This is a genomic window from Mycolicibacterium alvei (genome assembly GCF_010727325.1).
Lineage (GTDB): Bacteria > Actinomycetota > Actinomycetes > Mycobacteriales > Mycobacteriaceae > Mycobacterium > Mycobacterium alvei.
Genome location: NZ_AP022565.1, coordinates 4,284,883 through 4,309,396 on the forward strand (window position 1 = coordinate 4,284,883; position 24,514 = coordinate 4,309,396).

Annotated in this window: 22 protein-coding genes; 9 read left to right on the forward strand and 13 right to left on the reverse strand. The window is 67.4% G+C overall.

All coding sequences use genetic code 11. The features are described from left to right. Positions 1-4 precede the first annotated feature (4 nt). The 3 genes from G6N44_RS20450 to G6N44_RS20460 are packed head-to-tail and all read right to left on the reverse strand — an operon-like array spanning position 5 to position 6,530. On the reverse strand, positions 5-1,255 hold the full coding sequence (locus tag G6N44_RS20450) for an MATE family efflux transporter (protein WP_163666926.1): 1,251 nt from the start codon (positions 1,253-1,255) through the stop codon (positions 5-7). Beyond that, the gene (locus G6N44_RS20455; protein WP_163666929.1) at positions 1,252-2,589 is read right to left on the reverse strand and encodes a M1 family metallopeptidase; all 1,338 of its coding nucleotides are present in this window, start codon (positions 2,587-2,589) and stop codon (positions 1,252-1,254) included. The genes G6N44_RS20450 and G6N44_RS20455 overlap by 4 nt, the downstream gene beginning before the upstream one ends. Continuing rightward, on the reverse strand, positions 2,586-6,530 hold the full coding sequence (locus G6N44_RS20460; RefSeq protein ID WP_163666931.1) for a Pls/PosA family non-ribosomal peptide synthetase: 3,945 nt from the start codon (positions 6,528-6,530) through the stop codon (positions 2,586-2,588). Before G6N44_RS20460 ends, G6N44_RS20455 begins: the two co-directional genes overlap by 4 nt. A gap of 228 nt (positions 6,531-6,758) precedes the next feature. Here G6N44_RS20460 and G6N44_RS20465 point away from each other — a divergent pair, with 228 nt between their 5' ends. The 5 genes from G6N44_RS20465 to G6N44_RS20485 all read left to right on the forward strand — a co-directional run bounded on the left by G6N44_RS20465 (position 6,759) and on the right by G6N44_RS20485 (position 11,553). Then, positions 6,759-7,727, forward strand: a complete 969-nt coding sequence (locus tag G6N44_RS20465; RefSeq protein WP_163666933.1) for a TerC family protein — start codon at positions 6,759-6,761, stop codon at positions 7,725-7,727. A 63-nt stretch (positions 7,728-7,790) separates the two neighbouring features. Then, a complete protein-coding gene (locus G6N44_RS20470; RefSeq protein WP_163666935.1) occupies positions 7,791-8,201 on the forward strand; it encodes a hypothetical protein in 411 nt (136 codons plus the stop codon). 126 nt (positions 8,202-8,327) lie between these two features. Next, positions 8,328-9,539, forward strand: coding sequence for a PP2C family protein-serine/threonine phosphatase (locus G6N44_RS20475; protein WP_163666937.1), 1,212 nt, complete (start codon positions 8,328-8,330; stop codon positions 9,537-9,539). Then, positions 9,536-11,113 carry a sensor histidine kinase gene (locus G6N44_RS20480; RefSeq protein WP_163666939.1) on the forward strand — a complete coding sequence of 526 codons (1,578 nt, stop codon included), beginning with the start codon at positions 9,536-9,538 and terminating at the stop codon, positions 11,111-11,113. The genes G6N44_RS20475 and G6N44_RS20480 overlap by 4 nt, the downstream gene beginning before the upstream one ends. Continuing rightward, positions 11,110-11,553 (forward strand): response regulator, encoded by a 444-nt coding sequence (locus tag G6N44_RS20485; RefSeq protein WP_163666941.1) that lies wholly within the window; start codon positions 11,110-11,112, stop codon positions 11,551-11,553. The genes G6N44_RS20480 and G6N44_RS20485 overlap by 4 nt, the downstream gene beginning before the upstream one ends. Here the strand turns inward: G6N44_RS20485 and G6N44_RS20490 are convergent. The 6 genes from G6N44_RS20490 to G6N44_RS20515 form a co-directional block, all read right to left on the reverse strand. Next, positions 11,526-11,969, reverse strand: a complete 444-nt coding sequence (locus G6N44_RS20490) for an ATP-binding protein (RefSeq protein ID WP_163666942.1) — start codon at positions 11,967-11,969, stop codon at positions 11,526-11,528. The genes G6N44_RS20485 and G6N44_RS20490 overlap by 28 nt on opposite strands. 33 nt (positions 11,970-12,002) lie before the next feature. Then, the gene (locus G6N44_RS20495) at positions 12,003-12,365 is read right to left on the reverse strand and encodes an STAS domain-containing protein (protein ID WP_163666944.1); all 363 of its coding nucleotides are present in this window, start codon (positions 12,363-12,365) and stop codon (positions 12,003-12,005) included. Between the two features lie 81 nt (positions 12,366-12,446). Then, positions 12,447-13,628, reverse strand: a complete 1,182-nt coding sequence (locus tag G6N44_RS20500) for a serine hydrolase domain-containing protein (protein ID WP_163666946.1) — start codon at positions 13,626-13,628, stop codon at positions 12,447-12,449. A 50-nt stretch (positions 13,629-13,678) separates the two neighbouring features. After that, a complete protein-coding gene (locus G6N44_RS20505; protein ID WP_163666948.1) occupies positions 13,679-15,235 on the reverse strand; it encodes an HNH endonuclease signature motif containing protein in 1,557 nt (518 codons plus the stop codon). 45 nt (positions 15,236-15,280) lie between these two features. Continuing rightward, positions 15,281-15,796, reverse strand: a complete 516-nt coding sequence (locus tag G6N44_RS20510; RefSeq protein ID WP_163666950.1) for a 2-oxo-4-hydroxy-4-carboxy-5-ureidoimidazoline decarboxylase — start codon at positions 15,794-15,796, stop codon at positions 15,281-15,283. 78 nt (positions 15,797-15,874) lie between these two features. Further along, complete coding sequence (locus tag G6N44_RS20515) at positions 15,875-16,363, reverse strand: inorganic diphosphatase (RefSeq protein WP_163666952.1); 489 nt, start codon at positions 16,361-16,363, stop codon at positions 15,875-15,877. 127 nt (positions 16,364-16,490) lie between these two features. Here G6N44_RS20515 and dacB point away from each other — a divergent pair, with 127 nt between their 5' ends. Genes dacB through hpt form a run of 4 tightly spaced genes read left to right on the forward strand, consistent with a single transcriptional unit; the run spans position 16,491 to position 20,493 of the window. After that, positions 16,491-17,873 carry a D-alanyl-D-alanine carboxypeptidase/D-alanyl-D-alanine endopeptidase gene (gene dacB, locus G6N44_RS20520; protein WP_163666954.1) on the forward strand — a complete coding sequence of 461 codons (1,383 nt, stop codon included), beginning with the start codon at positions 16,491-16,493 and terminating at the stop codon, positions 17,871-17,873. Continuing rightward, positions 17,861-18,937, forward strand: coding sequence for an Rv3626c family coenzyme F420 biosynthesis-associated protein (locus G6N44_RS20525; RefSeq protein WP_235682823.1), 1,077 nt, complete (start codon positions 17,861-17,863; stop codon positions 18,935-18,937). The genes dacB and G6N44_RS20525 overlap by 13 nt, the downstream gene beginning before the upstream one ends. After that, positions 18,916-19,869 carry a tRNA lysidine(34) synthetase TilS gene (gene tilS, locus G6N44_RS20530; protein ID WP_163666956.1) on the forward strand — a complete coding sequence of 318 codons (954 nt, stop codon included), beginning with the start codon at positions 18,916-18,918 and terminating at the stop codon, positions 19,867-19,869. Before G6N44_RS20525 ends, tilS begins: the two co-directional genes overlap by 22 nt. A gap of 45 nt (positions 19,870-19,914) precedes the next feature. Next, a complete protein-coding gene (gene hpt, locus G6N44_RS20535) occupies positions 19,915-20,493 on the forward strand; it encodes a hypoxanthine phosphoribosyltransferase (RefSeq protein ID WP_179964419.1) in 579 nt (192 codons plus the stop codon). Between the two features lie 91 nt (positions 20,494-20,584). On the opposite strand, the gene G6N44_RS20540 is transcribed toward hpt, so the two are convergent. The 4 genes from G6N44_RS20540 to G6N44_RS20555 are packed head-to-tail and all read right to left on the reverse strand — an operon-like array spanning position 20,585 to position 24,461. Beyond that, positions 20,585-21,310, reverse strand: a complete 726-nt coding sequence (locus G6N44_RS20540; RefSeq protein WP_163666960.1) for an SIMPL domain-containing protein — start codon at positions 21,308-21,310, stop codon at positions 20,585-20,587. Positions 21,311-21,331: 21 nt separating this feature from the next. Further along, a complete protein-coding gene (locus tag G6N44_RS20545) occupies positions 21,332-22,342 on the reverse strand; it encodes a zinc-binding dehydrogenase (RefSeq protein WP_163670190.1) in 1,011 nt (336 codons plus the stop codon). Next, positions 22,342-23,529: an LLM class flavin-dependent oxidoreductase gene (locus G6N44_RS20550; protein ID WP_163666962.1), complete on the reverse strand. Its 1,188-nt coding sequence runs from the start codon at positions 23,527-23,529 to the stop codon at positions 22,342-22,344. Before G6N44_RS20550 ends, G6N44_RS20545 begins: the two co-directional genes overlap by 1 nt. Then, positions 23,526-24,461 (reverse strand): alpha/beta fold hydrolase, encoded by a 936-nt coding sequence (locus G6N44_RS20555; RefSeq protein WP_170309414.1) that lies wholly within the window; start codon positions 24,459-24,461, stop codon positions 23,526-23,528. Before G6N44_RS20555 ends, G6N44_RS20550 begins: the two co-directional genes overlap by 4 nt. Between the last annotated feature and the right edge of the window lie 53 nt (positions 24,462-24,514).

Below are 24,514 nucleotides of genomic sequence, written 5' to 3' on the forward strand. Positions count from 1 at the left end.
ACGGTCATGACCGCGCGAGACTGGCCAGCGCGCCCAGGTGAACGGCGATCCCGATGAGTGGTCCGCACAGCAGCGCGATGACGGTGCGGGTCTCCAGCCCCACCGGTAGCAACAGCAGCGCCACTGCCGCGACCGTGGCGATGATCCAGCCCGCCGCGTAGGCCCGGTGCAGGGCGGCGGCGACGGTGGCGGCGCCGGTCAGGGTGAGCAGGGCGATGGCGACGGCGGCTGCGGTCAGCCAGGCCAGCAGCGTGCCGCCGGCGCGGTACTCGTCGCCGAACCCGACCCGCAGCAGCCAGGGGCCGAGGAGTCCCGCTGCGACCACGCCCACGGCGCCCAACGCGGCCACCGCGGCCGCCGGGCCCAGCAGTGCCCGCAGTCGCTTGTCGCGTTGGTCAACGAAGTGCGCGATCAGATTGCCCTGCATCGCGGTGAGCGGAACCAGCAGCGGCGCCCGGGTCAGCGTGACGGCGAGGATCACCACGCCGCCGGCCGCACCCAGGTCACCCGAGGTGGCCTTGAGCAGCACGGGGAACCCCATCACCAGGATCGCGCTGGCGCCCGCCGCGGCAATCGAGTGTGCGGCGCCGCGCAGGAACGTCGTGGGACTGCCCGCGGTGAGCAGGCCTGCGGCCAGACGCGCTGCGGGCGCGGCGATCAGCATGATCAGCCAGGCCACCGCGCCGGCCACGGTGGCCCACAGGAACCCGGCGAGTCCCCAGCCGAGCACGAACGTCGCCGCCGCGACGGCTACCCGGATTCCGGCGTCGGTGACCATCAGGGCCCCGTACTCGCTCCAGCGGTTGACCCCCGCGAGCATGCCGAGCAGGGTGGCGTGCAGGCAGAACCCGGCCAGTCCGACGCTGAGCAGCACCACGCTCAGCGCCCGCGACTCGGCGAATACGTGCCCGCTCCACAGCGGTGAGCTCAGCGCGATCACCATGGCCGCAGCGATGCCGACGAGTCCCGCGATCCGCATCGGGTGGGTCGTGGGCGCACCGCTGAGATCGAGGTGTCGATACGAGCGGACCTCACGGGTGGCCTCCTGTAAGAGGCCATTGGCGGCTCCGGTCACCAGACCGAACGCGCCCCAGAACACGCTGAAGATCGAAAATCCGGCCGGCTCGAGGTCACGCGCGGCCAGGTAGAGCACGGCGTAGCCGCACAGCGCGCTGATCGCCGTCGCCAGTCCGACGCGGGCGACGCTGCTGCGCGTGACCGGGCCGGGTGCGGGTGCGCCGCCGGCATCGGTCACAGGTCCGGCAGCTCTTTGGAATACAACCAGGCCTGCCACAGCGGCTGCAGCGGCTCGTCGGTGTAGCCGGCGGCCAGCCCGGTGAAATCATCGGTGAACGCGGCGCTGTGCCGGTAGCGAGCCGTCCAATCCCTCAGCAGCGCAAAGAAACTGTGGTCACCGATCAGGGTGCGCAGCGCGTGCAGGGTCAGTGCCCCGCGCTTGTAGACCCGGTCGTCGAACATGTCCTCGGGCCCGGGATCGGACAGCAGCAGGTCCTGGGGCTTGTCGCGCAACCGCTCGTGATAGTGCTTCGCCCATTCCGCGGCGGTGTGCCCGCCGCTGTCTTCGGACCACAGCCACTCCGCGTAGCAGGCAAACCCCTCGTGCAACCAGATGTCGCGCCAGCGGCGCGCCGTCACCGAGTTGCCGAACCACTGGTGGGCCAGTTCGTGCGCGATCAGCCGTTCGGCGCCGCGGTGCCCGTCGCAGTGGTTGGCCCCGAAGATCGAGATGCCCTGGGCCTCCAACGGGATCTCGAGATCGTCTTCGGTGACTACGACGGTGTAGCCGCTGGCCAGCGGGTAGGGGCCGAACAATTTGATGAAGAGCTTCATCATCTGCGGCTGATTCTCGAAGTCATGGTCGAAATTGCGGCGTAACTGCGGGGGCAGCACCGCATGCATCGGTACCGGGGTCTTGGTCAGCCGCTGGTTCTCGTACTGGCCGATCTGCAGGGTGATCAGGTAGGTCGATGTCGGTTCGGCCTGCTCGTAGGTCCACACGGTGTGTCCGGCGCGGGCTTTCCGGGAGATCAACTCGCCGTTGGCCAGGGCGTAGTAGGGGCTATCGGTGCTGATCTGGATCCGGTAGCTGGCCTTCGAGCTGGGATGGTCGTCGCACGGAAACCAGGAGGCCGCCCCGTTGGGTTGGCCGGCGACCAGGGCGCCGTTCGACAGTTCTTCGAAACCGACTTCACCCCACATGGATTCGATGGGCCGCGGGGTTCCGTTGTAGCGGATGACGACGGTCATCGCGGCGCCGGCCGGCAATGCCGAGGGCAGGGTGATCGACAGTTTCCCAGCTGAACATCGGTACTGGGCGGGGCGGCGGCCGTTCACCGAAACCCGGGACACGCTGAGAGCCTCGGACAGATCGAGGGTGAAGGTGCGCACTGCGGCCAGGGTCGCCGCGGTGATGGTGGCGGTTCCGGCCAGCCGGTTGATCGCCACCTTGTATTCGAGGTCGAGTTCGTACCGCGACACCCGGTACCCGAAATTGCCGTTGCGCGGCAGATAGGGGTCGATCACGGGCGGGGTTGCCAATTTCTTTGCAGCCTTCTTCGATCGGGTCACGCGGCAGGGTCTTCTGTCTTCTTGGCAGTCTTGTCGGAGGCCTTGTCGGCGGCCTTGTCGGTGGAACGTTTCTTGCCGAACATATTCCACGGGGCGATCGGGTTGCCCTGCCAGCGCGTCGACGCGGGTACCTCGTCGCCCCGCATCACCAGTGAACCCGGCCCGACGGTGGCGCCGGCACCCAATCGGGCCGCGGGCAGGGCCACGCAGTGCGGCCCCAGCGTCGAACCTTCTTCGAGTACCACGCTGTCCAACCGCATGATGCGGTCGTGGAACAGGTGGGTCTGCACGACGCAGCCGCGGTTGACGGTGGACGCGGACTCCAGCGCCACCAGATCGGCTTCGGGCAGCCAGTAGGTTTCGCACCACACGCCGCGACCGATGGAGGCGCCCAGCCCGCGTAGCCACAGGTTCATCACCGGGGTGCCGCTGGCGGCCCGGGCGAACCAGGGTGCGGCGACGGTTTCGACGAAGGTGTCCGATACCTCGTTGCGCCACACGAACGACGACCACAGTGGATGCTCGACCGCACGAATCCGCCCAACCACCAACCACTTTGCGATCACCGCGATGGTCCCGGCCACCAGTCCGGCGACCAGCAGCACCAGGCCCCCGGACAGCGCCGTCCACAGGAAACCGAACCGGATCGTCACCGCCTGCATCGCACCGAGCACCGCGATGCCGATCGCGAAGGTGACGATCACCGGAATCAGCCGGCAGGTCTCCACCGCCGAGCGCATGATCTTGAGCCGGACCGACGGGTGGAACGTCCGCAGCGCATCGGCGGCGCTTGCGTTGCGTCGCAACCGAACCGGTGGGCTGCCCAGCCAGGAGGAGCCGGCCTTGGCTTTGTGGGGAGTGGCCGAGAGCACCGCCACCAGGCCGTCGTCGGGCACCTTGCGGCCCGGTTGGGTGATGCCCGAGTTGCCGAGGAAGGCGCGCTTGCCGATCGTCGCTTTGGCGACATGGATCCAGCCGCCGCCCAGTTCGTAGGAGGCCACCATGGTGTCGTCGGCCAGGAACGCGCCGTCCTGGACCTCGGTGAACTTCGGGGTGAACAATGCCGTAGAGATCTCGGTGTCCCTACCGACTTTCGCGCCGAGCAGGCGCAGCCACCACGGCGTGAGCAGGCTGGCGTAGATCGGGAAGAGGTAGTTGCGGGCCGCGTCCATCAGGCGCTCGGTGGTCCACAGCTGCCAGCCCACGCGGCTGCGCACGGGATGGTACCCCTCGGACAGTCGCACCGAGAGGATGCGCACCCCGATCACGGTCAGCGCGGCGTAGGTCAGCAGTGCCACCACGGCGGCGGCCGGAGCCCACGCGAGTGCGGGTAGCAGCGCGTCGGCCGGTGCGGCGGTGCCTCGGACGCCCCAGGCTATTACCGCGAGGCCGGCGGCCAGGGCCAGCAGCGGCAGGCCGGCGAGCAGCAGCGAGGACACCCCGTACACCGCGACCCACACCGGGGCGCGCCGCGGCCGGTGATCGGGCCACGGGTGACGGGCCTTGCCGGATTTCACGGCGGGTGAGCCCTTCCAGAACTGCCCGTTCTTGACCTTGCCGATCACGGCCGAGCCCGGTGCGACATCGGCGTTCTTACCGATGCTCGCCCCCGGCAACAGCGTGGTGCGGGCGCCGATCGTGGCATCGTTGCCGATCGATACCGGCCCGACGTGGAACAGGTCGCCGTCGATCCAGTGCCCGGCGAGATCCACCTCCGGTTCGACGGAGGCACGGTGGCCGATCTTGAGCATGCCGGTCACCGGCGGCGCCGAGTGCATGTCGACGCCCTTGCCGACGCTGTTGCCCAGCGCGCGGGCGTAGTAGACCATCCACGGCGCGCCGGCCAGGTTCTCCGCGCCACTGGCATCGGCCAGCCGCTCGGCGATCCAGATCCGGAGATGGACCGCGCCGCCCCGGCGGTAGGTGCCCGGCTCGAGCCCGCTCAGCAGCATCCGGGCGAACAGCACCGCGATGCCCATGCGGCCCAGCGGCGTGACGAACAGCAGGAACCCGGCCAACACCCACCACCAGCTGAGGGGGTGCGCCCACGACACGATCCCGGTCTGGGCGGCCAGGTTGTTCAGCAGTGCCAGCCAGACCACCCACTGCACGCCGGTGAGGGTGGCCAACGGTAGCGACAGTGCGACCTGTGCGGCCTGGGTGAGCAGCGGGGTCGGTTTGACCTCGCGGGTCTGGATCTGCGGCGGCGGTTTGAGTTCGTCGAGGTAGCCGGCCAGTGAGCCGAGCCGGGGGTGGTCGTAGAGGTCGGCGACGGTCACCAGCGGATAGCGCCGGCGTAGCGCGGCCACCAACTGTGCGGCGGACAGCGAGCCGCCGCCCAGCGCGATGAAGTCGGACTCCGGACCTTCGACGGGCGTGCCGAGTACGTCGCGCCACAGCCCGGCCAGCCAGCCCATGGTGCCGCCCAGTTGCGGGGCGTCCTGATCGGCACCCGCCGGTGGCGGCCATGGCAGTGCGTTGCGGTCCACCTTGCCCGAGGTGCGGGTGGGCAGATCCTCGAGCAGTACCAGCCGCGGGACCAGGGCTGCGGGCAAGGATGCGGCCAGCGCGGCCCGGGCGGCGGTCAGGTCGAAGTCGGGGTCGGTACTGGCGATATAGCCGACCAGTAGCGGGGTGCCGCTGGCGGTCTTGCGGACCGCGGCGGCACCGCCGCTCACCCCGGGCAGATTCACCAGTGCGGTGTCGACCTCACCCAGTTCGATGCGGCGCCCACCGACCTTGACCTGATCGTCGGCACGGCCCTGGAAGTACAGGCCGTCGGCCTCCAGCCGCACCAGATCGCCGCTGCGGTAGGCCCGGCTCCAGCCCAGCGTCGGCATCGGGGCGTACTTTTCGGCGTCTTTCTCGGGGTCGAGGTAGCGGGCCAGCCCGACGCCGCCGATCACGAGCTCGCCGACGTCGCCGATCGCCACCGGCAAGCCCGCTTTGTCCACCACCGCCAGGTCCCAGCCGGCCAGCGGCAGGCCGATGCTGACCGGACCCTGCCCGTCCAACTGGGCGGCGCAGGCCACCACGGTCGCCTCGGTGGGTCCGTAGGTGTTCCATACCTCGCGACCGTCGACCGCGAGCCGGGCCGCCAGCTCGGGCGGGCAGGCCTCGCCTCCGAAGATCAGCAGCCGCACCGCTTCCAGCGCCTCGGCCGGCCACAGCGCCGCCAGCGTGGGGACCGTGGACACCACGGTGATGTCCCGCGAGACCAGCCACGGCCCCAGATCCATGCCGCTGCGCACCAACGAGCGAGGGGCGGGCACCAGGCAGGCGCCGTGTCGCCAGGCCAGCCACATCTCTTCGCACGAGGCGTCGAACGCGACCGACAGCCCGGCCAGCACCCGGTCGCCGGGTCCGATCGGGTTGTCCTGCAGAAACATTCGCGCCTCGGCGTCGACGAACGCGGCGGCGCTGCGATGGGTGACGGCCACCCCTTTCGGGGTGCCGGTCGAACCCGAGGTGAAGATGATCCACGCGTCGTCGCGTCCCAACGGCTCGGCGGCCCGCCAGCCCCGCGACGAACCCGGCCCGCGGACCAGACCGGCCTCGGTGATCACCCCGACCACGGCGGCCTCGCCGAACACCAGCTCGGCCCGCTCGTCGGGGTCGTCGGCATCCACCGGGACGTAGGCCGCGCCGCAGGCCAGCACCGACAAGATCGCCACGTACAGCGCATAGCTGCCCGAGGGCATCCGGATTCCGAGCTTGTCACCGCGGCCGATGCCGCGCGCCGCCAGCCAGGCCACGCTGTCGGCGACGTCGGTGATCAGCTCGGAGTAGGTGAGCTGTACGGAGCCGTCATCGAGGGCAGGTGCATCAGGAAAACGCCTGGCCGTGTCGTGCAGGATGTCGACGAGTGTGCGTGGTTCGGGGGCCAGTGGGGATAGCAAGTACTGGGGTGGAATCTCGTGTGCACTGGCGGCAGCTGTCACGAGTACAAACTACTAAGCCCGCGTCACGACGGCTCGGCGGTCGGCGCGGCGTGCCGGTTCGATTTCAATTCGGGAGGCCGGTCAGGCAGACTGGTCGCAGGAGGGGAGTATTCCTTCGCCGCGATGTCGTCATCACGTCGGTCGTCAATCGATCGATCGGTGTCGCGGGCCGGTGCCGGTCACCGGTGGAAGAGACCTCCGGCGTTTTGACGACCGGAGGATTTCTCGATGCAGGTAACCCAGCTGGAATGGATCATCACCCTGGCGGTGACGATCGCCGTTCTGCTGTTCGACGTCGTCGTGATCGGGCGACGCCCACACGAACCCACCACCCGTGAGACTGCGACCTACCTGTCGATGTACATCGGCATGGCGGTGGCCTTCGGCGTGTGGGTCTGGTACTTCCACGGCAGCCAGTTCGGGCTGGAGTTCTTCGCCGGGTGGCTCACGGAATACAGCCTGTCGGTCGACAACCTGTTCATCTTCTTGATCATCATGGCCAGCTTCAAGGTGCCGAGGATCTACCAGCAGCAGGCCCTGCTGGTCGGCATCATCCTGGCGCTGATCTTCCGTGGCATCTTCATCGCGCTCGGCGCGGTGGCGATCAACGAGTTCTCCTGGGTGTTCTACATCTTCGGCGCATTCCTGGTGTACACCGCGATCAACCTGGTCCGAGACACCAACCACGACGACGACGGTGACAACGGTGTGGTGCGGTTCGCCCGCAAGCACCTGCGCACCACCGACAAGTGGGACGGCCTGAAGCTGTGGGTGCACGAGAACGGCAAACGGCTGATGACGCCGATGTTCCTGGTCATCGTGGCCCTGGGCACCACCGACCTGCTGTTCGCGCTGGACTCGATCCCGGCGATCTACGGGCTGACTCAGGAGCCCTACCTGGTGTTCACCGCCAACGTGTTCGCGCTGATGGGTCTGCGCCAGCTGTACTTCCTGCTCGGCGACCTGCTCAAGCGGCTCGTCTACCTGTCGCAGGGCCTGGCGTTCATCCTGGCCTTCATCGGCGTGAAGCTGGTGCTGCACGCGCTGCACGAGAACGAACTGGCGTTCATCAACGGTGGCGAGCCCGTGCACGTGCCGGAGATCCCGACCCTGGCCAGCCTCGGCGTGATCGTGGTGACGTTGGCCATCACCACCATCGCGAGTCTGTACAAGACGCGGGTGCGGGACGCGCGTTAGTTCCTTGCATTCGGCCTGAACGTAACTCTGGGCAGGTGCGGTATCTGCACTTAGCGTGGCGTGGTGCGGATATTCGCGGCGGACGACGAGACCTGGACCGAGCTGACCGACGGCGACGAGCCGACGGCGCGCATCTCTGCGTCCGACCTGGCCCAGGCGCGCCGGATCCGGTCCGGTCTCAAGTCCGAGGACGAGGCCCTCTCCGTGATCCTCGATGTCACCGTCGCGGTGGCCAGAGAGTTCGGCTCCGCCTACCGCTCGGCGCGCAGATGGCTCGAGCTGGCCGGCCCCGAGGCCGAGGTGCGGTACGTCGGGACTGTTGACGGCCTGACCGGTCTGATCGCCGACATCGAGGCCGCCGAGGTCGCCGACGGCGTCACCCTCATCCCGGCCACGCCGGGCCAGGATGCGCGGGTTCTGGGCGGCGACGTGCTGCGCAGGCTGGAGCTGCGCTCGCAGGCCCGGGCCTCCTGATCTCAAGCCCGTAATTGGTCGACTGCCGGTGAATTGACGCCCGCGTCTAGGTACTCTCGACCACGTCGTCACTAATGCAGAGGTCAGCGCGACCGGGCGGCCTCAGTGAGTGAAGGACGTGACCCCATGCGCGTGGAGCAGCCGTATCCCTCTGCCACACTCGCCGGTCCCGCTCTGGGACGGCGATTGTCTCTGTTGTTGGTCGAGGACGACCGTGGTGACGCACTGCTGGTCGAAGAGCAGATCGCCGATCTGGCCGACACCGCTGACATCGACCTGACCTGGGTGCAGTCCATGGCGGCCGCCGAACGCGTGTTGGTCGATGACCGCCCCGACTGCGTGCTGCTCGACCTGAATCTGCCCGACGCGCAGGGCATTGATGCGCTGCACTGGCTGGGCAGGCTGGACCCTGCTATTCCGGTCATCGTGCTCACCGGTCTCAACGACGAGCATTTCGGCGTATCCGCGGTCGCTTCGGGCGCGCAGGACTATCTCGTCAAGGGACGCGTCGATCCGGAGATGCTGCGACGTGCGTTGGTGTACGCCATCGAGCGCAAGCGCGCCGAGCTGACGGCGGTAGACCTGCACGCCAGCCGGCTGCGTGAACGGGAGAACGCTCGCCTCGAGCGCGGCCTGCTGCCCTCGGCGTTGCTCCTGGACGATCCGGGTGTCGAGATCGTCACCAAGTCTCTGCCCAGCCGTCGGGATGCGCTGCTGGGCGGAGACTTCTACGACATCGTGCAGACCCCCGACCGGACCGTGCACGTGATGATGGGCGACGTCGCCGGACACGGCCCTGACGAGGCCGCCCTCGGCGTGGCTTTGCGGATCGGTTGGCGCGCACTCACATTCGCCGGGTTGCGGGGCAACGAGCGGATGCGTCAGCTCGACCGTATCCTGACCACCGAGCGCCACGGACCGGGAATCTTCGCGACCCTGCTCAGCGTGGCGCTCGATCCCGACAGCAGGCAGTACGACGTGGTTCGGGCCGGACATCCGGGTCTGCTGCTACACGGCGGCAATGCCGTGCGATGGATTGAGCCCACCGCGGGCTCCGCGCTCGGGCTGGGGGCCAAGGAGTGGCCCGTCAACCGGCTGGCACTGCCTGAAGGACACGGTCTCGTGCTGCTCACCGACGGATTATTCGAGGGACACGCGGGCCCCGACGGCGAACGTCTCGGTGAAGGAGGCCTGCTCGAGCTGGCGAATTCGCTGGCGGAGCTGCCCGGACGCGAATTCGTCGATGCACTGATCGGCGAGGTCGAATCCCGCGCGCGTCCACACGGCGGTCTCAGCGATGACATCGCGGTGATCAGAGTGGAGCGTTCACCGGTATGAAGCTCACGGTGCAAGGCTGGCAGAACCTGCTGGTGTCGGTGATGTGTGTGATCGTCCTGACCGGTGCGGTCGCCGGTATCGCGCTGGTGAGCCGCACCGACGCCGTATCGCGAGAGCTGATCGCCAACATTCAGCCCGCTCGGGTTGCTGCGTACCAACTGCAGGCCGCCCTGCGGGACCAGGAGACGGCCGTGCGTGGATACGCCATTGCCGCCGACCCTCGGTTCCTGGAGCCCTACGGCGACGGGCAGGGCGCCGAAGCGGCGGCGGCAGCGGACATCCGCGGTTACCTGGCCGGCCACGACGACCTGCTGGCTGATCTGGACTCGATCGAGACGGCGGCGGCGGCATGGCGGACCAACTATGCAGAGCCGCTCGTCGCCGGCATCCAGGTCGGCAGGCCCGCGGTCGTCGACACCCGTTCCACAGATCGCGGCAAGAAGGAATTCGACGGTCTGCGTGGGCTTTTCGATGTGCAGAACACCAGCCTCAGTCAGGCCAGGCAGGCCAGTATGGATGAGCTGGCCCATGTTCGGAACTGGCGTGACGGCGTGGTGATCGCGATGATCGCGGCCTTCTTCATCATGGCGGTGTTGTTGACGATGCTGGTGCGCAGTGCCGTCACCCGGCCACTTGCCGCGTTGGCAGCCTCGTGTCGCCGGATCACCGAGGGGAACTTCTCCGAACGCATCATCCCCAAGGGCCCCAAGGATATTCGGGCTATGGCCGCCGACGTCGAGGATATGCGGCAGCGGGTTGTCGATGAACTCGATGCATCGCGGTCTGCCCAGGAAGCCCTCGATCAGCAGGCCGAGGAGTTGCGCAGATCCAATGCCGAACTCGAGCAGTTCGCCTACGTCGCATCGCACGATCTCCAGGAGCCGTTGCGGAAGGTCGCCTCGTTCTGCCAGCTGCTGGAGAAGCGCTACAGCGACAAACTGGACGAGCGGGGACTCGAGTACATCGGCTTCGCCGTCGACGGTGCCAAGCGTATGCAATCACTGATCAACGATCTGCTGACGTTCTCGCGGGTGGGCCGGCTCAACGCCACCCATACCGAGGTGCACCTCGACGAGGCGCTCGACAGCGCGTTGAAGAACCTGGCGACGGCGGTCGGGGAGTCGGGCGCCGAGATCGAGCGACCGGATGAGCCGTTGCCGCAGATAGACGGTGATCCCACGCTGATGGCCATGCTGTGGCAGAACCTGATCGGCAACGCGGTGAAGTTCCGTCGCGAGGGGGTTGTGCCCCGGATCGTCATCGACTGCCGGGCCGGTACCGGTGAACTGGCCGAGAACTGGGTATTCAGTGTTTCGGACAATGGGATCGGCATCGGCGAGGAGTTCGTGGACAAGGTGTTCGTGATTTTTCAACGCCTGCACGGACGCGACGCCTTCAGCGGCACCGGTATCGGACTCGCGCTGTGCAAGAAGATCGTCGAACACCACGGCGGATCCATTTGGATCGACACGGCATACTCGCCCGGTACCCGGTTCATGTTCACCCTGCCCGAGACACCCACGACCGTGCCCAACGTCGTGCCAAAAGCCCAGTTGGAAGGAACTCCACAGTGACCACATCGGTCAACCGAGCCATTGACATCCTGTTGGTCGAGGATGACCCCGGTGACGAACTCATCACCCGGGAAGCCTTCGAGCACAACAAGATCAAGAACAACTTGCACGTCGCTCGTGACGGCGAGGAGGGCCTCGACTTTCTCTATCGGCGTGGCGCCTTCGAAGACGCGCCGCGGCCGGATCTGATCCTGCTCGACCTGAACCTTCCGAAATACGACGGCAGGCAGTTGCTGGAGAAGATCAAGTCCGACTCCGAATTGTGTTATATCCCGATCGTGGTGCTGACCACTTCCTCGGCCGAGGAGGACATCCTTCGCAGCTACAAACTGCACGCGAACGCCTATGTGACCAAACCCGTTGACCTCGACCAGTTCATGAGCGCGGTCCGCCAGATAGACGAGTTCTTTGTTCAGGTGGTGCGGCTTCCGCAGTCCTGATCGATGTGACGCCATTGCAGGCGGACTTCGGTACCTGCGTGGTTCGAGTCGATCATTGCGTGATCGGTGAGCGCGCGCATCAACGGGATCCCCCGCCCGCGGGCCGGGTTCTTCTGGCCGGCCTCATCGATGCGCCAGACGCCCTCGTCGGTGACGGTGACGGTGAGTACCGCGGTGTCCCCGTCGTAATCGGCGCGCACGTGCATCACGCCGGGCGCCTGGGCATTCATGTACGCGAACTCGGCGGCATTGGCCAGCGCCTCGTTCACGGCCAGCACCACATCGTTGGCCTTGGTTGGGTCGAGCGTGAAATGCGTGCTCAGCCAACTGGAGAACTCACGGCGTATCTGGGCCGCAGCCTCCGGTGCGGCCGTCACATCCTTGGCGAACTGAGCTGACTGGCCTGCGTGTGTCATGTCGACCTAATGGCTACCCCGTAGTCGCCTGCGCTATGTCTTCAATGCGGCCAATGCCTCGTCGAGCGTCGCGAACAGATCAACGACCTCGGCGATCCCGACCAGTTTGAGCGGTCGACTGGTGGCCGGTCCGTCGGCGACAACCGCGAACCGCGCGGTGTCCCCAAGTTGTTCCCGTGCCGCCACCAAGACGCCCATCCCGGCCGAGGCCAGGAACTCCACGGCGCTCATATCGACAACGATGGCCGGGGCTGAGCTCTTTACGGCAGAGTTGATCGCCTCTTCGAGCTGGGGCGCGGTGAGCATGTCGACCGTTCCGGCCACTGTCACCACACTGACCTGACCGACACGGCTCTCTTTTACTGAGCAGCCTGTCGGGTCCGGTTGGCTGGTCATCCGGTCACCTCCGACGTGGTTCGTGCGCCAATGGAGACAGTGTCCAAGGACGCGTCGACAATACTAGCGTTGTGAGCCCCGTCAGCCGTTTGCAGCCCGCCCCGCGGGCCGCCGATTGACCTTGTCAGCCAGAGCCTCGTAGAACAGGTTGAGATAGCGAGCGGTGCGTTCGGATCCTTCGACGCCGGGACCCATCCTGTTCATCACATAGGCGAACGTGGCGCGGTGATCGGGGTTGCACGTCTCCCACGACCCGCCCCAGCCGCCCCAGAAGCAGATCTTGCCTTCGGGGATGTAGGGCACGGTCTGCGTCTGTGGCAGACCGAAGCCGAGTCCCCAGCGCAGCGGATGCCCGAGGAGCACCAGATCGGGGCCGTCGAGCTGTGGTTCGAAGATCGACTCGACCGTCTCGGGCTTGAGCAGGGTGATGCCGTCCACCGTGCCGCCCAACGAGATCACCGACAGGATCCGCGCCAGCGACCGCGCATTGCCGTGCCCGTTGGCCGCACCGATGTCGGCGGCGCGCCAGTCCGCGGTATTCGCGATCTCCGGTGACGGCGCACCCATAAAGGTCCTGAGCGCGATCTCGGACAGTTGGTCCAACGGCAGGTCGAGCGGTTCATCGGACGGGATGATGTCGGCGATGCGGTGCGCGTCCTCAGGGTGTGCCCCGATCTGGAAGTCGGCGCCCAGCGGTCCCGAGATCTCTTCGCGGACAAATTCTTTGAGCGACTTGCCGGTGACTCGGCGCACCACCTCGCCGATCAGGTGCCCGTGGGTCAGGGCGTGATACCCCGACGCGGTACCCGGCTCCCACCACGGTGCCTGGGCGGCCAGCGCGGCGGTGGACTTCTCCCAGTCGTAGCTTTCCTCGATGGTGAACGGCTGGTCCCATCCGGACAACCCCGAGCTGTGCGTCAACAGATGGCGAAACTTGATGTCCTGTTTGCCGTTCGCGGCGAACTCGGGCCAGTACTCGGCCACCGGGGTGTCGGCGGTGATCAGGCCGCGGTCGATGAGCATGAGTCCGGCCAGTGCCGTCACCGTCTTGGTGGACGAGAAGACGTTGACGATGGTGTCCTCGGTCCAGGGCCTGGTCCGCGCGGCATCGGCGTGCCCGCCCCACATGTCGACGACGGTCCGGCCGTCGATGTCGATCGCGATGGCCGCGCCGGTTTCCTCTCCGCCGGCAAGCGCGTCCGCCAACGCGTCGCGCACGGCCCGAAAGCGGTCGTCACAGTGGCCGTGTACAAGGTCATCCATCGCGACATCATGCGGGACCGATCGTTACCCGTCGTCGGCTTCGGCGAAATTCAGAACGGCGGGAGGTCTGGTCCTGGGTCCGGTGGTGGTGGGGGTTGCCAGTCGGCGGGCAGTGTCTCGGGTTCGTAGGGTTCGTTGATCCAGGCGCAGAACGGGCTGGTGCTCGGTTGGTTGCCCTTGAACAGGGTGAGGGTGGCGCGCATCCGGTTGTGTTCGGTGCGACGACGGATCTCGGCGGTGCGGGCGCGTCGGATCCTGCGGGCCTCCGCGTTGAGTGGACGCAACCGATGGTTCTTCGCCCGCTGTGCGGCGATGCGATCGGCACGCGGAGTGAGTCTGGTGCGGCGAGGCGCCCGTCGCGGCCGGGACTGTGGGAACAGCTCGACCGCGCCCGGGCTTGTCGTGTAGATCTGCCCGGTGGGAGCAGTCCACACGATGGTCCCGTCGGGGAGCTGTTGATCGCGCCAGCCATCGTGGAAAGTTTTGAGCCGATGATGTTGGCGGCATAGACATTTCAGGTTCCACGGCACCGTGAGTCCACCCTTTTCGGGGTGCTGGTGGTCAAACGGAATCGTATGGTCGAGGTCGGAGTGCTCGGCAGGACGGTCACACCCCGGGAACCGGCAGGTGACATCACGACAGCGGACCCATCGGGCCAGCGCGGCCGACACCTGGTACCGCAGTGCTTCGGCCGTCGTCACCTCTGGGGCCTGCACCACCCGCAGCACGGCCTGTTCCGCCAACTCTCGCAGCTTTTCGGCGTCGATCACGCCGTACCCGGCGAGGTACCCGGGCTGGTTCCCGCCGGTGAGTGCGCTCTGCGGTGCGATCACGTTCATCACCACTCGTACGGCCGATGGTGCGGCCGGCGCGGCGTGTGGGCACTCGGGACGCCCGCACAGGCACACCAACGTGCGGTTCTCGGACAGGGCTTCCACGGCGTCGGCTCGGCGCTGGCCCGGTGTGCGCGGATCCTCTGCGCACACCCCTTCGGTCAGCTGGGTCAGGCGCTGGTAGAAGATCGCACCCGCCTTCGCGGTCAATGTCCCGTCCAGTCGGGCGGTGCCGTCGGCTTGGGGGCGTACCCGCACATCGCGGCGCCGCTCGGCCCGTTCGCGTTCGCGGATGGCGTCGGGGTCCAGCTTTCGTACCGCTGCGTCCACGGCGTTGATGACCCGTTGCCGTGACCATGACGTCCAGCCGGAGATCCGGTCGGCCAGCTCGGTGTCCAGGCGGGCGATGATCCCACTGTTGGTGACGAGTTCCGTGCGCTCGATGATGATCGCCACGGTGGCCCAGTCGATCTGGCCGCGTCGCAACACTTCCGCCACAGCGGGCAGCCGGTCGGTCAACGCTTCGGCCTGCGAGACGACCACGGTGGCCGTTTTGGGGGAGATGTTCATCGCTGCGCCCACCTCGGCGACCGTGCGTGAAAACCCGGTCACCAACATGTAGCCCGGATCGGAGTCCTCGGCCTCGACCTCAGCGATCCGCCGGTTGAGTAATTCGCCGATCATCGACATCCGGGAGGCCATCAGCATGGCCTCTTCGCTGACCGAATCGCCGAGGCAGAGCACCAGCTCCCAGGACTCGTCAGCTTCGAACATGTGTTCGAGTATGCTACGAATGTTGCTGAGGCGCAAGGGTCCCGTCTACCAGTTGTAGTAGCCGCCTTCGGGGCCGAGCATGCGTTCCAGCCGGGCCCGGTTGATGTGGGCCAGCTCGTTGCGGACGACCTTGCGTTCGGTCTCCCGGTCGTTGTGCAACCGGTCGACGATCCCGGCCAGGGTGCTGGCTGCGCAGCAGTCCTCGACGAACATCACAAAGTCGAACCCGAACCGCTCGGCGTAGTGGCCGACCTCGTCGTTGAGCTGTGTCATCACCGCGGGATCGTCATCCCACACCGCGCACTGTTCGCACACCGACTTCGGGCTGCGTGGACGCCTGCCGATATGCGGATGCGCCTGCAGCACGCGGTCGATGGAATCCTCGCCGAGGCTGAACAGCAGGGCGTCGGCCTGTCGAAAAAGCGAGTCGTGGTCGGCGAACGGGCGCCCACCGGCAAGATCGGTCGCCAGCACCACGCTGTAGCAGCACTCGTACACGGCGTGCACCGCACGCCGCAGGGGCAGCGCGTTGTACGCCTCAAGTCCCAAGCCCTGATGCATCAACACCTGCTCAAGCATGAGAGGCGCAGAGCACAGGAGAGTTACCCCGTGTTACGGCGAGGCTAACTCTCCGGAGATCTAGTGTCCGGAGGTCTTGAACCGCTCGATCGAACGCTGCAGTTCGGCCTCGGCCTCTTCACGGCCCACCCAGTCGGCGGTCTGGACGAACTTGCCCGGCTCCAGGTCCTTGTAGTGCACAAAGAAGTGCTTGATGGCGTCGAGCTCGAACTGCGCCACGTCGCCGAGGTCCTGGATGTGGTCCCAGCGCGGATCCCCGGCGGGCACGCACAGCAACTTATCGTCGCCGCCGGCCTCGTCGGTCATCTTGAACATCGCGACCGGGCGGGCCTCGACGGTGCAGCCGGGGAACACCGACTCGGGCAGGAGAACCAGCGCGTCCAGCGGGTCGCCGTCCTCGCCGAGGGTGTCCTCGAAGAACCCGTAATCGGCGGGGTAGCCGAAGGCGGTGTAGAGGTAGCGGTCGAGCTTGACCCGGCCGGTCTCGTGGTCAACCTCGTATTTGTTGCGCGAACCCTTCGGGATCTCGATGACGACGTCGAACTTCACCGTCGCGGCTCCTTCGCATCTGCGGTCAGGCTTGGGTCGTCAGGCGACGACGCGGGTCAACCCTAATAGAGCGATAGTCTGGCCTAAACGGGTGGCTCGTTCCCACCACCGGCAGAGCAGGAGAAATATGCGGCCCACTCGGTGGCGGCAGTCCACCCATGTGGCGGTTGGCGTCGTGGTCCTGGTGCTGGTCGCCGCCGTCGTCGCGCTTGCTGCCGTGCTCACCGGGCAGCGGTCCAGCGATGCCGAGGCGGTCACGCCTGCGCCCCCTCCTGCGACCGCCAGCCCGGCGATCGTCCCGGTGGACATGTCGGCGCCGACTCCGACCGTGAGCGGCCTGGCCGCAGCCCTGGCGCCGGCACTGGCGAATCCCGATCTCGGTCAGGTGACCGGCCGGATCACCGATGCCGAGACCGGCGCCGAACTGTGGGAACAGAATTCCGGGGTGCCGATGCAGCCGGCCTCGGTCAACAAGGTGCTGACGACGGCTGCCGCGCTGCTCACGTTGGACCGCAACGCCCGGTTGGCCACCACGGTCCTGGCCGTCGACTCGCAGCCCGGTCTGGTGGTGCTCAAGGGCGGCGGGGACACCACACTCTCGGCGGCGCCCGAGGACGTCGACACCTGGTACAAGGGTGCTGCCCGGATCAGTGACCTGGCCGAGCAGGTGCGCAGTAGCGGTATCGCGGTCACCGCGGTGCGGGTGGACACCAGCGAGTACAGCGGCCCGACGATGGCGCCGGGTTGGGATCCCGCCGATATCGAGGGCGGTGACATCGCACCGATGGAGTCGGTGATGCTCGACGGCGGACGTATCCAGCCGACGACGGTGGAATCTCGACGGTCGACGACACCGGCGCTCGACGCCGGCCGGGCGCTGGCCGCCGCACTGAGGGTGGACCCCGCGACGGTGACGGTGCTGCCCGCCGAGGTCTCGGGCGGTAGGCAGATCGCCGCGGTGCAGTCCGCCCCCCTCATCGAGCGCCTGCGTCAGATGATGAACGAATCCGACAACGTGATGGCCGAGTCGATCGCGCGCGAGGTGGCCTGGCAGCTGCACCGGCCGCAGAGCTTCGACGGCGGCGTCGATGCGGTGCTGAGTCAACTCGACGGGGTCGGCATCGACACGTCGGCGGCCAAGCTGGTCGATGCCAGCGGCCTGTCGACCGATGACCGGCTGACCGCCCGGATCCTCGACGAGGTGGTCAACCTCGCTGCAGGCAACACCGAACCGGCCATGCGCCCGCTGGTGGATCTGCTGCCCATCGCCGGCGGCAGCGGCACGCTGTCCAACCGCTACCTCGACACCGAGGCCGGGCGTGACGCCGCGGGTTGGCTGCGGGCCAAGACCGGGTCGCTGACCGGGACCAACGCGCTGGCCGGCATCGTGACCGACGACAACGGCCGGGTGCTGACGTTCGCACTGATCTCGAATGACGCAGGCCCAACCGGACGTACCGCGATCGACGAGCTGGCCGCGGTGCTGCGGTCGTGCGGATGTGGCACGTGAGCGATCGGGTCGCCATGACCGCGGGCCGCGCGGTCGACTGGGACTTCGCCGCGACGGTCGGGGCGAAGTTGGCCCGGTCCGCCCCGCCGTCCACGGATTACACCCGCAACCAGGTGATCGAACAGCTCTCGGAGAGTTCGAAGGCTGCCGAGCTGCCGGTGCGCGAGGTCACGGGACTGATCGAGGGTGCCGAATTGCCCGAGGCCCGCGTGGTGGACCGTCCCGAGTGGATCCGCGCCGCCACCCGTTCCATGCGGGTGATGACCACCGGAGCCCAATCCGATGACGAAAGTGACTCGCAGAAGCCAGGATTCATCACCGGACGGGTGACCGGGGCGCAGACCGGCGCCGTGCTGGCGTTCATCTCCACGGGCATCCTCGGCCAGTACGACCCGTTCGGCCCCGGCGGTGGTGAACTGCTGCTGGTGTATCCCAACGTCATCGCGGTGGAACGCCAGTTGCGCGTTCCGCCAGCTGATTTCCGGCTGTGGGTGTGCCTGCACGAGGTCACCCACCGGGTGCAGTTCCGGGCCAATCCGTGGCTGGCCGACCACATGTCACAGGCCCTGGCGGTGCTGACCCAGGATGCCGGCGAGGATGTCACCGAGATCGTGGGCCGGCTCGCCGAGTTCGCCCGGAACCAGCGCAACGGGGCTGCGCCGGAACCGAATTCGGCCGGCGTGATCGGCCTGATGCGGGCCGTGCAGGCCGAACCGCAGCGTCGTGCACTGGACCAGCTGCTGGTGCTGGGCACTCTGCTGGAGGGGCATGCCGATCACGTGATGGACGCCGTCGGCCCGGCAGTGGTGCCCACGGTGTCGACCATCCGGCGCCGCTTCGAAGAACGCAGGCAGCGCAAGCAGCCACCGTTGCAACGGTTGGTACGCGCCCTGCTGGGCTTCGACGCCAAGATGAGCCAGTACACCCGGGGCAAGGCGTTCGTCGACCACGTGGTCGCGACCGTCGGGATGGCCCGGTTCAACACCGTCTGGTCCAGCCCCGACGCCCTGCCGCTGCCCGACGAGATCGACGAACCGCAGCGATGGATCGAACGGGTGCTGTAGCCGCGCTGCGGCACGCGCTGACCGCCGCCGGGATCGACGGTGCGCGCTGGTGCGTGGCGCTGTCCGGCGGTCCGGATTCACTGGCGCTGACCGCGGTCGCGGCGACCCTGCGACCCACCACCGCGCTGGTCGTCGACCACCGGCTGCAATCGGGGTCGGATCAGGTGGCCGAGACGGCCCGCCGGCAGGCAATCGCCCTCGGGTGCGTTGCCGCACAGGTTCTTTCGGTCGACGTCGGCCGCTCTGGTGGGCCGGAGGCGGCGGCCCGGCAGGCCCGCTACGCGGCGCTTGACGACGCCCGCGACGGCGCGCCGGTGCTGCTCGGCCACACCCTCGACGATCAGGCCGAGACGGTGCTGCTGGGGCTGGGCCGCGGATCGGGTGCCCGTTCGATCGCCGGGATGCGCCCGCACGACCCGCCGTGGCATCGGCCGCTGCTGGGTCTGCGACGGACCGTGACCCATGCGGCCTGCGAGGAGCTCGGCCTCACCCCGTGGCAGGACCCGCACAATGCCGAGGACCGGTTCACCCGGGTCAGGTTGCGAAACGAGGTGCTGCCGCTACTGGAGGACGTGCTCGGCGGCGGGGTGGCCGAGGCTCTGGCCCGGACGGCCACCGCGCTGCGCGAGGACACCGAAACGCTCGATGCCCTGGCCGGGGAGGCTCTGGCGGCGGCGCGCACCGAGGCCGGCGATCTGGACACGGCGCGGTTGGCGCTGTTGCCCGATGCGCTGCGCCGGCGGGTGATCCGGGCGTGGTTGCTGGACGGCGGTGCATGTGATCTCACCGACATCCAGATCCGCGGGGTCGACCGGTTCGTGACGGACTGGCGCGGGCAGGGCGGCGTGGCCGTCGGGTCCGGGCTGCGCAAACAGCGGTTGTTCGCGGCGCGGCGTGCGGGTGTGTTGACGATGCACACCGAACCTGTCTAGCGATCCGCGTTGGAAAGCGACCCCTTCACGTGGCACGCTGTCGGAGTGCCTGTCGACTCTGCCGAGCTCTATGCGGGAGACATCAAATCGGTGCTGTTGTCCGAGGAGCAGATCCGGACCCGCACCGTCGAACTCGCCGAGATGATCGCCGAGCAATACCGAGACGATCTGGGCAACGACGACCTGCTGTTGGTCACCGTGCTCAAGGGCGCGGTCATGTTCGTCACCGACCTGGCCCGGACCATCCCGCTGCCCACGCAGCTGGAGTTCATGGCGGTCAGCTCCTACGGCTCGTCGACCTCGTCCTCGGGCGTGGTGCGCATCCTCAAAGACCTCGACCGCGATATCAACGACCGTGACGTGCTGATCGTCGAGGACATCATCGACTCGGGTCTCACCCTGTCCTGGTTGCTGCGCAACCTCGCCACCCGTCATCCGCGCTCGCTGCGGGTGTGCACGCTGCTGCGCAAGCCCGAGGCCGTCAAGGCCGAACTCGATGTCGCCTATGTGGGGTTCGACATCCCCAATGAGTTCGTCGTCGGCTATGGCCTGGACTTCGCCGAGCGCTATCGCGACCTGCCCTACATCGGCACCCTCGAACCGAAGGTGTACGAAGGGCCCTGACCGGCGCAAGAACTCCTTGTTGACTTTGAACTGACGCTGCGTTTTTGCGGGTAGCGGTGTGCGTGGTTTCAACGTCATCTGTGTCGTTGGGTTAGGTGAGCTCCCAGATCACCGTCACCGCGAAGTCCACCGTCTGCTGACCGGGTTCCAGGGGAACGTCCGCCATCGCCGCCCGCGGCATCGGGGTGGGCATGGGCGGGGTCGAGCCACCGGACTGTTCCGATATCGAGATCACCTTGCCCAGGTGCAGTCCAGATAATCCGGCGTACTGCTCGGCGCGGTTCTTGGCGTCGTCGAATGCGCGGGCGCGGGCGTCGCGGACCAGATCCGAGTCATCCGCGATCGAATAGTTGACCGAGTTGATGCGGGTGGCGTCCCCGCCGGTCCCTGCGATCAAGGCCAACGTCTGCGAGGCCTTGGCGGTGTCGCGGATCTTGACCTTGACCGCATTGGATGCGCGGTAACCCGAGATCGCGCTATCGGTGAATTGCGGTTGCACGCTGACCTGGGTGGTGCTGATGTCCTTGCGGTCGATGCCCGATCCGACGAGTGCATCGATCACGGCCTGCTGCCGTTGGCTGGACTGGTTGAGGGCGCCGGACACATCCGGGGCGGTGAACTCGATGGCGACATCGGCGGTCAGGGTATCCGGTACCCCCTGCACCTGGCCGGATCCGACGACGGTCACCTGTCGGGCATCAACCGGCGAGCTCGCGCCGGGTCCCGAGGTCGCATCGCACGCGCTGACGCTGACCGCGATCAGTCCCGCCGCGGCAACGCCGAGTACCCGTAGCTTCGTATTCGCAGCGATCGGCATGAGGAGAACCCTACCGGGACGTCAGGGCGTCACCAGGATCTTGCAGTGTCGGTCGGGGGAGGAGAGCTCGTCGAACGCGGTGCCCACGCCGTCGAGGTCCACCGTCCCGGTGATCATCGGGGCGACGTCGATCTCACCCTCGGCGATGGCGCGCAACGAGTTTGCGAACTCGGTGGGGTCGTAGCCGAAGACGAACTGGATGTTGATCTGTTTGGTGACCGCGTAGAACGGATGGACGGTGTCGGGCTGCATGCAGACCCCGGCGACCACCAGCCGGATGCCCGCGGGTGCGCGGCGCAGGATGTCGTCGATGACTCCGGGGGCGCCGACCGCCTCGAACACCACCGCGGGCTGGCACTGATGAAACGGCGAATCCGCGGCCGGATCCAGCGTGAGGTGGGCGCCCATGGTGGTGGCGAGTGCCCGTCGGGTGGGGGAGAAGTCCGACGCCACAATGGTTTTCACTCCCCGGAGGTTCAGTGCGGCGATGATGGCGATGCCGACGGGGCCGCAGCCGACGACGAGCGCCGCCTCGCCGGGCTCGATGCGCGACGCGTTGACCGCATGCAGGCCGACGGCCATCGGTTCGGTGAGCGCGGCGTGTGCGGCGCTCAGGCCGTTGGGTACCGGCAGCAGTAGCGGCGCCGACAACAGCATCTTCTCGGCGTAGCCGCCGACGGTGGTATTGCTGTACACGATCGCGTCGATCCCGCCGGGCGAGATCAGCACCGGTACCGAGGTGACCAGGGTGCCCGCCGCAGGCGCCTCGGTGCCGGGTCCGGCGTCGAGGATCTCGGCGCTGAACTCATGTCCCATGTAGACATCGCCGGCCAGGTCGATGTCCATGTCGGGCATGCCTTCGAGATCGGCGCTCGCGGCCAGCATGTCGGCGCCGTGGGTGGCGAAATGCAGGTCGGAGCCGCAGATTCCGCAGGCCTTCACCTCGACCAGCACCTGCCCGGGGCCGGGCACCGGTTCGGGCAGGTCATCGCGGACGATCATCCGCCCGTCGCTCAGCACCGCGGCGCGCATCATGCCTTCCCCTCGGCGGTGTCCTCGGTGACTGCTTCGGTGATCGCATTGACGATGGCCTGCCCGGCGCGCCCCAGCAGTTGATCCCGCATGCCCTTGGCCCACTCGTGCGATGCCCGCGCAGCGGTGAGTTGACCTTTGAAGTGCGGGATCACCTCACGGGCGAACAGTTCGTAAGAATGGAAGGTGGCCGCCGGTGGTGCCCAGTCGTGGCCGAGGAGCAGGAAGGTGCCGAACCCGCCGGAGCGGTCCAGCAGGTCCTGGATGTAGGCGATCGCGTCGTCGGTGGTGCCGATGCAGCAATTGCCTTTGGAGGCATAGTTTTCCACGAACTCATATGGCGTCCCGGTGTCCTCGGTCTTGTCCGAGAGCGGGACGAATCCGGCTGCACCGAAGTAGTTGGCGAAGTCCTGCAGGCCGTAGGTACAGTCCTCGATGGCCTGCTCGCGGGTATCGGCGAGGTGGATGACGCCCAGCACCCGCCAGTTGGCCCGGTCCGGTTCGGGTCGGTCGGACTTGGCGGCCTGTTCGCGCACGGTGTCCCAGGTGGTTTCCAGGGCTGCGTAGCCACCGGGGACCGACATCGACAGCGACAGCAGTGACGTGCCCAAGGTTCCGGCCAGTCTCGGTCCGGACGGGGAAACCATTGCTGCGGTGGAGATTTCCGGATAGGGCCAGGTGTAGGGGCGGATGTGCAGCGCAGCGTCGCGCAGGGTGAACCAGTCGGTCTTGCGGTTGATCCGCTCGCCGGGTGCGGCCCGGAACAACGCCAGGATCGCTTCGAGGGACTCCTGCATCATCGGCCGTTGGTCCACCGGGTCGATACCCATCATGTAGGCGTCCGACGGCAGCGCACCCGGCCCGGTTCCGAACATCACCCGGCCGCGGGTGAGATGGTCGAGCAACACCCAACGGTCGGCCACCATGAGCGGGTGGTGATACGGCAGCGACACCACGCCGGTGCCCAGTCGAATGTGTCTGGTCCGCTCGGCCGCGGCGGCGATGAACACCTCGGGGCAGGCGATGAGTTCGTAACCGCCGGAATGATGTTCGCCGAACCAGGCCTCGTCGTAACCGAGCCGGTCCAGCGCCTCTACCCGGTCCATGTCGTATTGCAGTGCGGTGGTCGGGGATTGGCCGACCGGGTGAAACGGCGTGATGAAAACACCGAAATTCAACGGACTCATTTGAGGCCTCCCAGGAATTCCAACAGCACTGTGTTCACCTCGTCGGGCCGTTCCTGCTGCAACCAGTGTCCGGCGCCGTCGAGCAGCACCTCGCGGTAGTCGCCGGTGGCCACGTCCCGCACCCGGTCCCGGGGGGTGAAGCTCAGCACCGGGTCGGCGGCCCCGGCCAGGAACAGCACCGGGACGTCGATGGTCTGGGCCTGTGTTCGACCTGAGGCCGGGTCGGTGAGCTCCCAGTTCCGGTCGAAGTTGCGGTACCAGTTCAGCGGCCCGGTGAACCCGGTCTCGGTGAACGCCTGCACGTAGGGCTCGAACTCGTCAGCGGTGATCCAGTCCGGAAGTGGTGGCAGCGGGCGGTCGACCATGCTCTCGGGCGGTCCGCCGAAGCCCTCCAACGCGATCATCCGCCGCATCGACTCGCGCACGTCGGCCCCCAGCGCGGCGTCGGCCACCCCGGGTTCCTGGAAATACAGGATGTAGAAGAAGTTGTCGCCGAAGATCTTGCGCCAGATCTGCGTCGGGGGCGCCGAGGCCCGGGGGATGGGCGGCACGCTCAGCGCGGCCACCGCCGCGGCCCGCTCCGGGTAGAACAACGGGAAGTTGGTCGCCACCGGCGAACCCCAGTCGTGGCCGACCAGCACCGCCCGCTCGGCGCCGACATCATCGAGCAGACCCGCGATGTCGGCGGTCAACTCCACGATGTTGTAGGCATCGATGCCCTCGGGCCGCGACGAGCCACCGTAACCGCGCTGGTCGGGGGCCAGGACGTGATAGCCGGCCGCCGCGAGCGCGGGGATCTGGTGCCGCCACGAATAGGCCAGCTCGGGGAACCCGTGGGCCAGCACCACCACCGGATTTCCGTGCTCACCCGCCTCGGTCACCTTCAACGTCACGCCATTGGTATCGACTAACCGCTCGGTCGGTGTGAGCACGATCTCACCCAAGCACACCGGTCCGGTGTCGGCTAGATACCGTCGGGAACTGC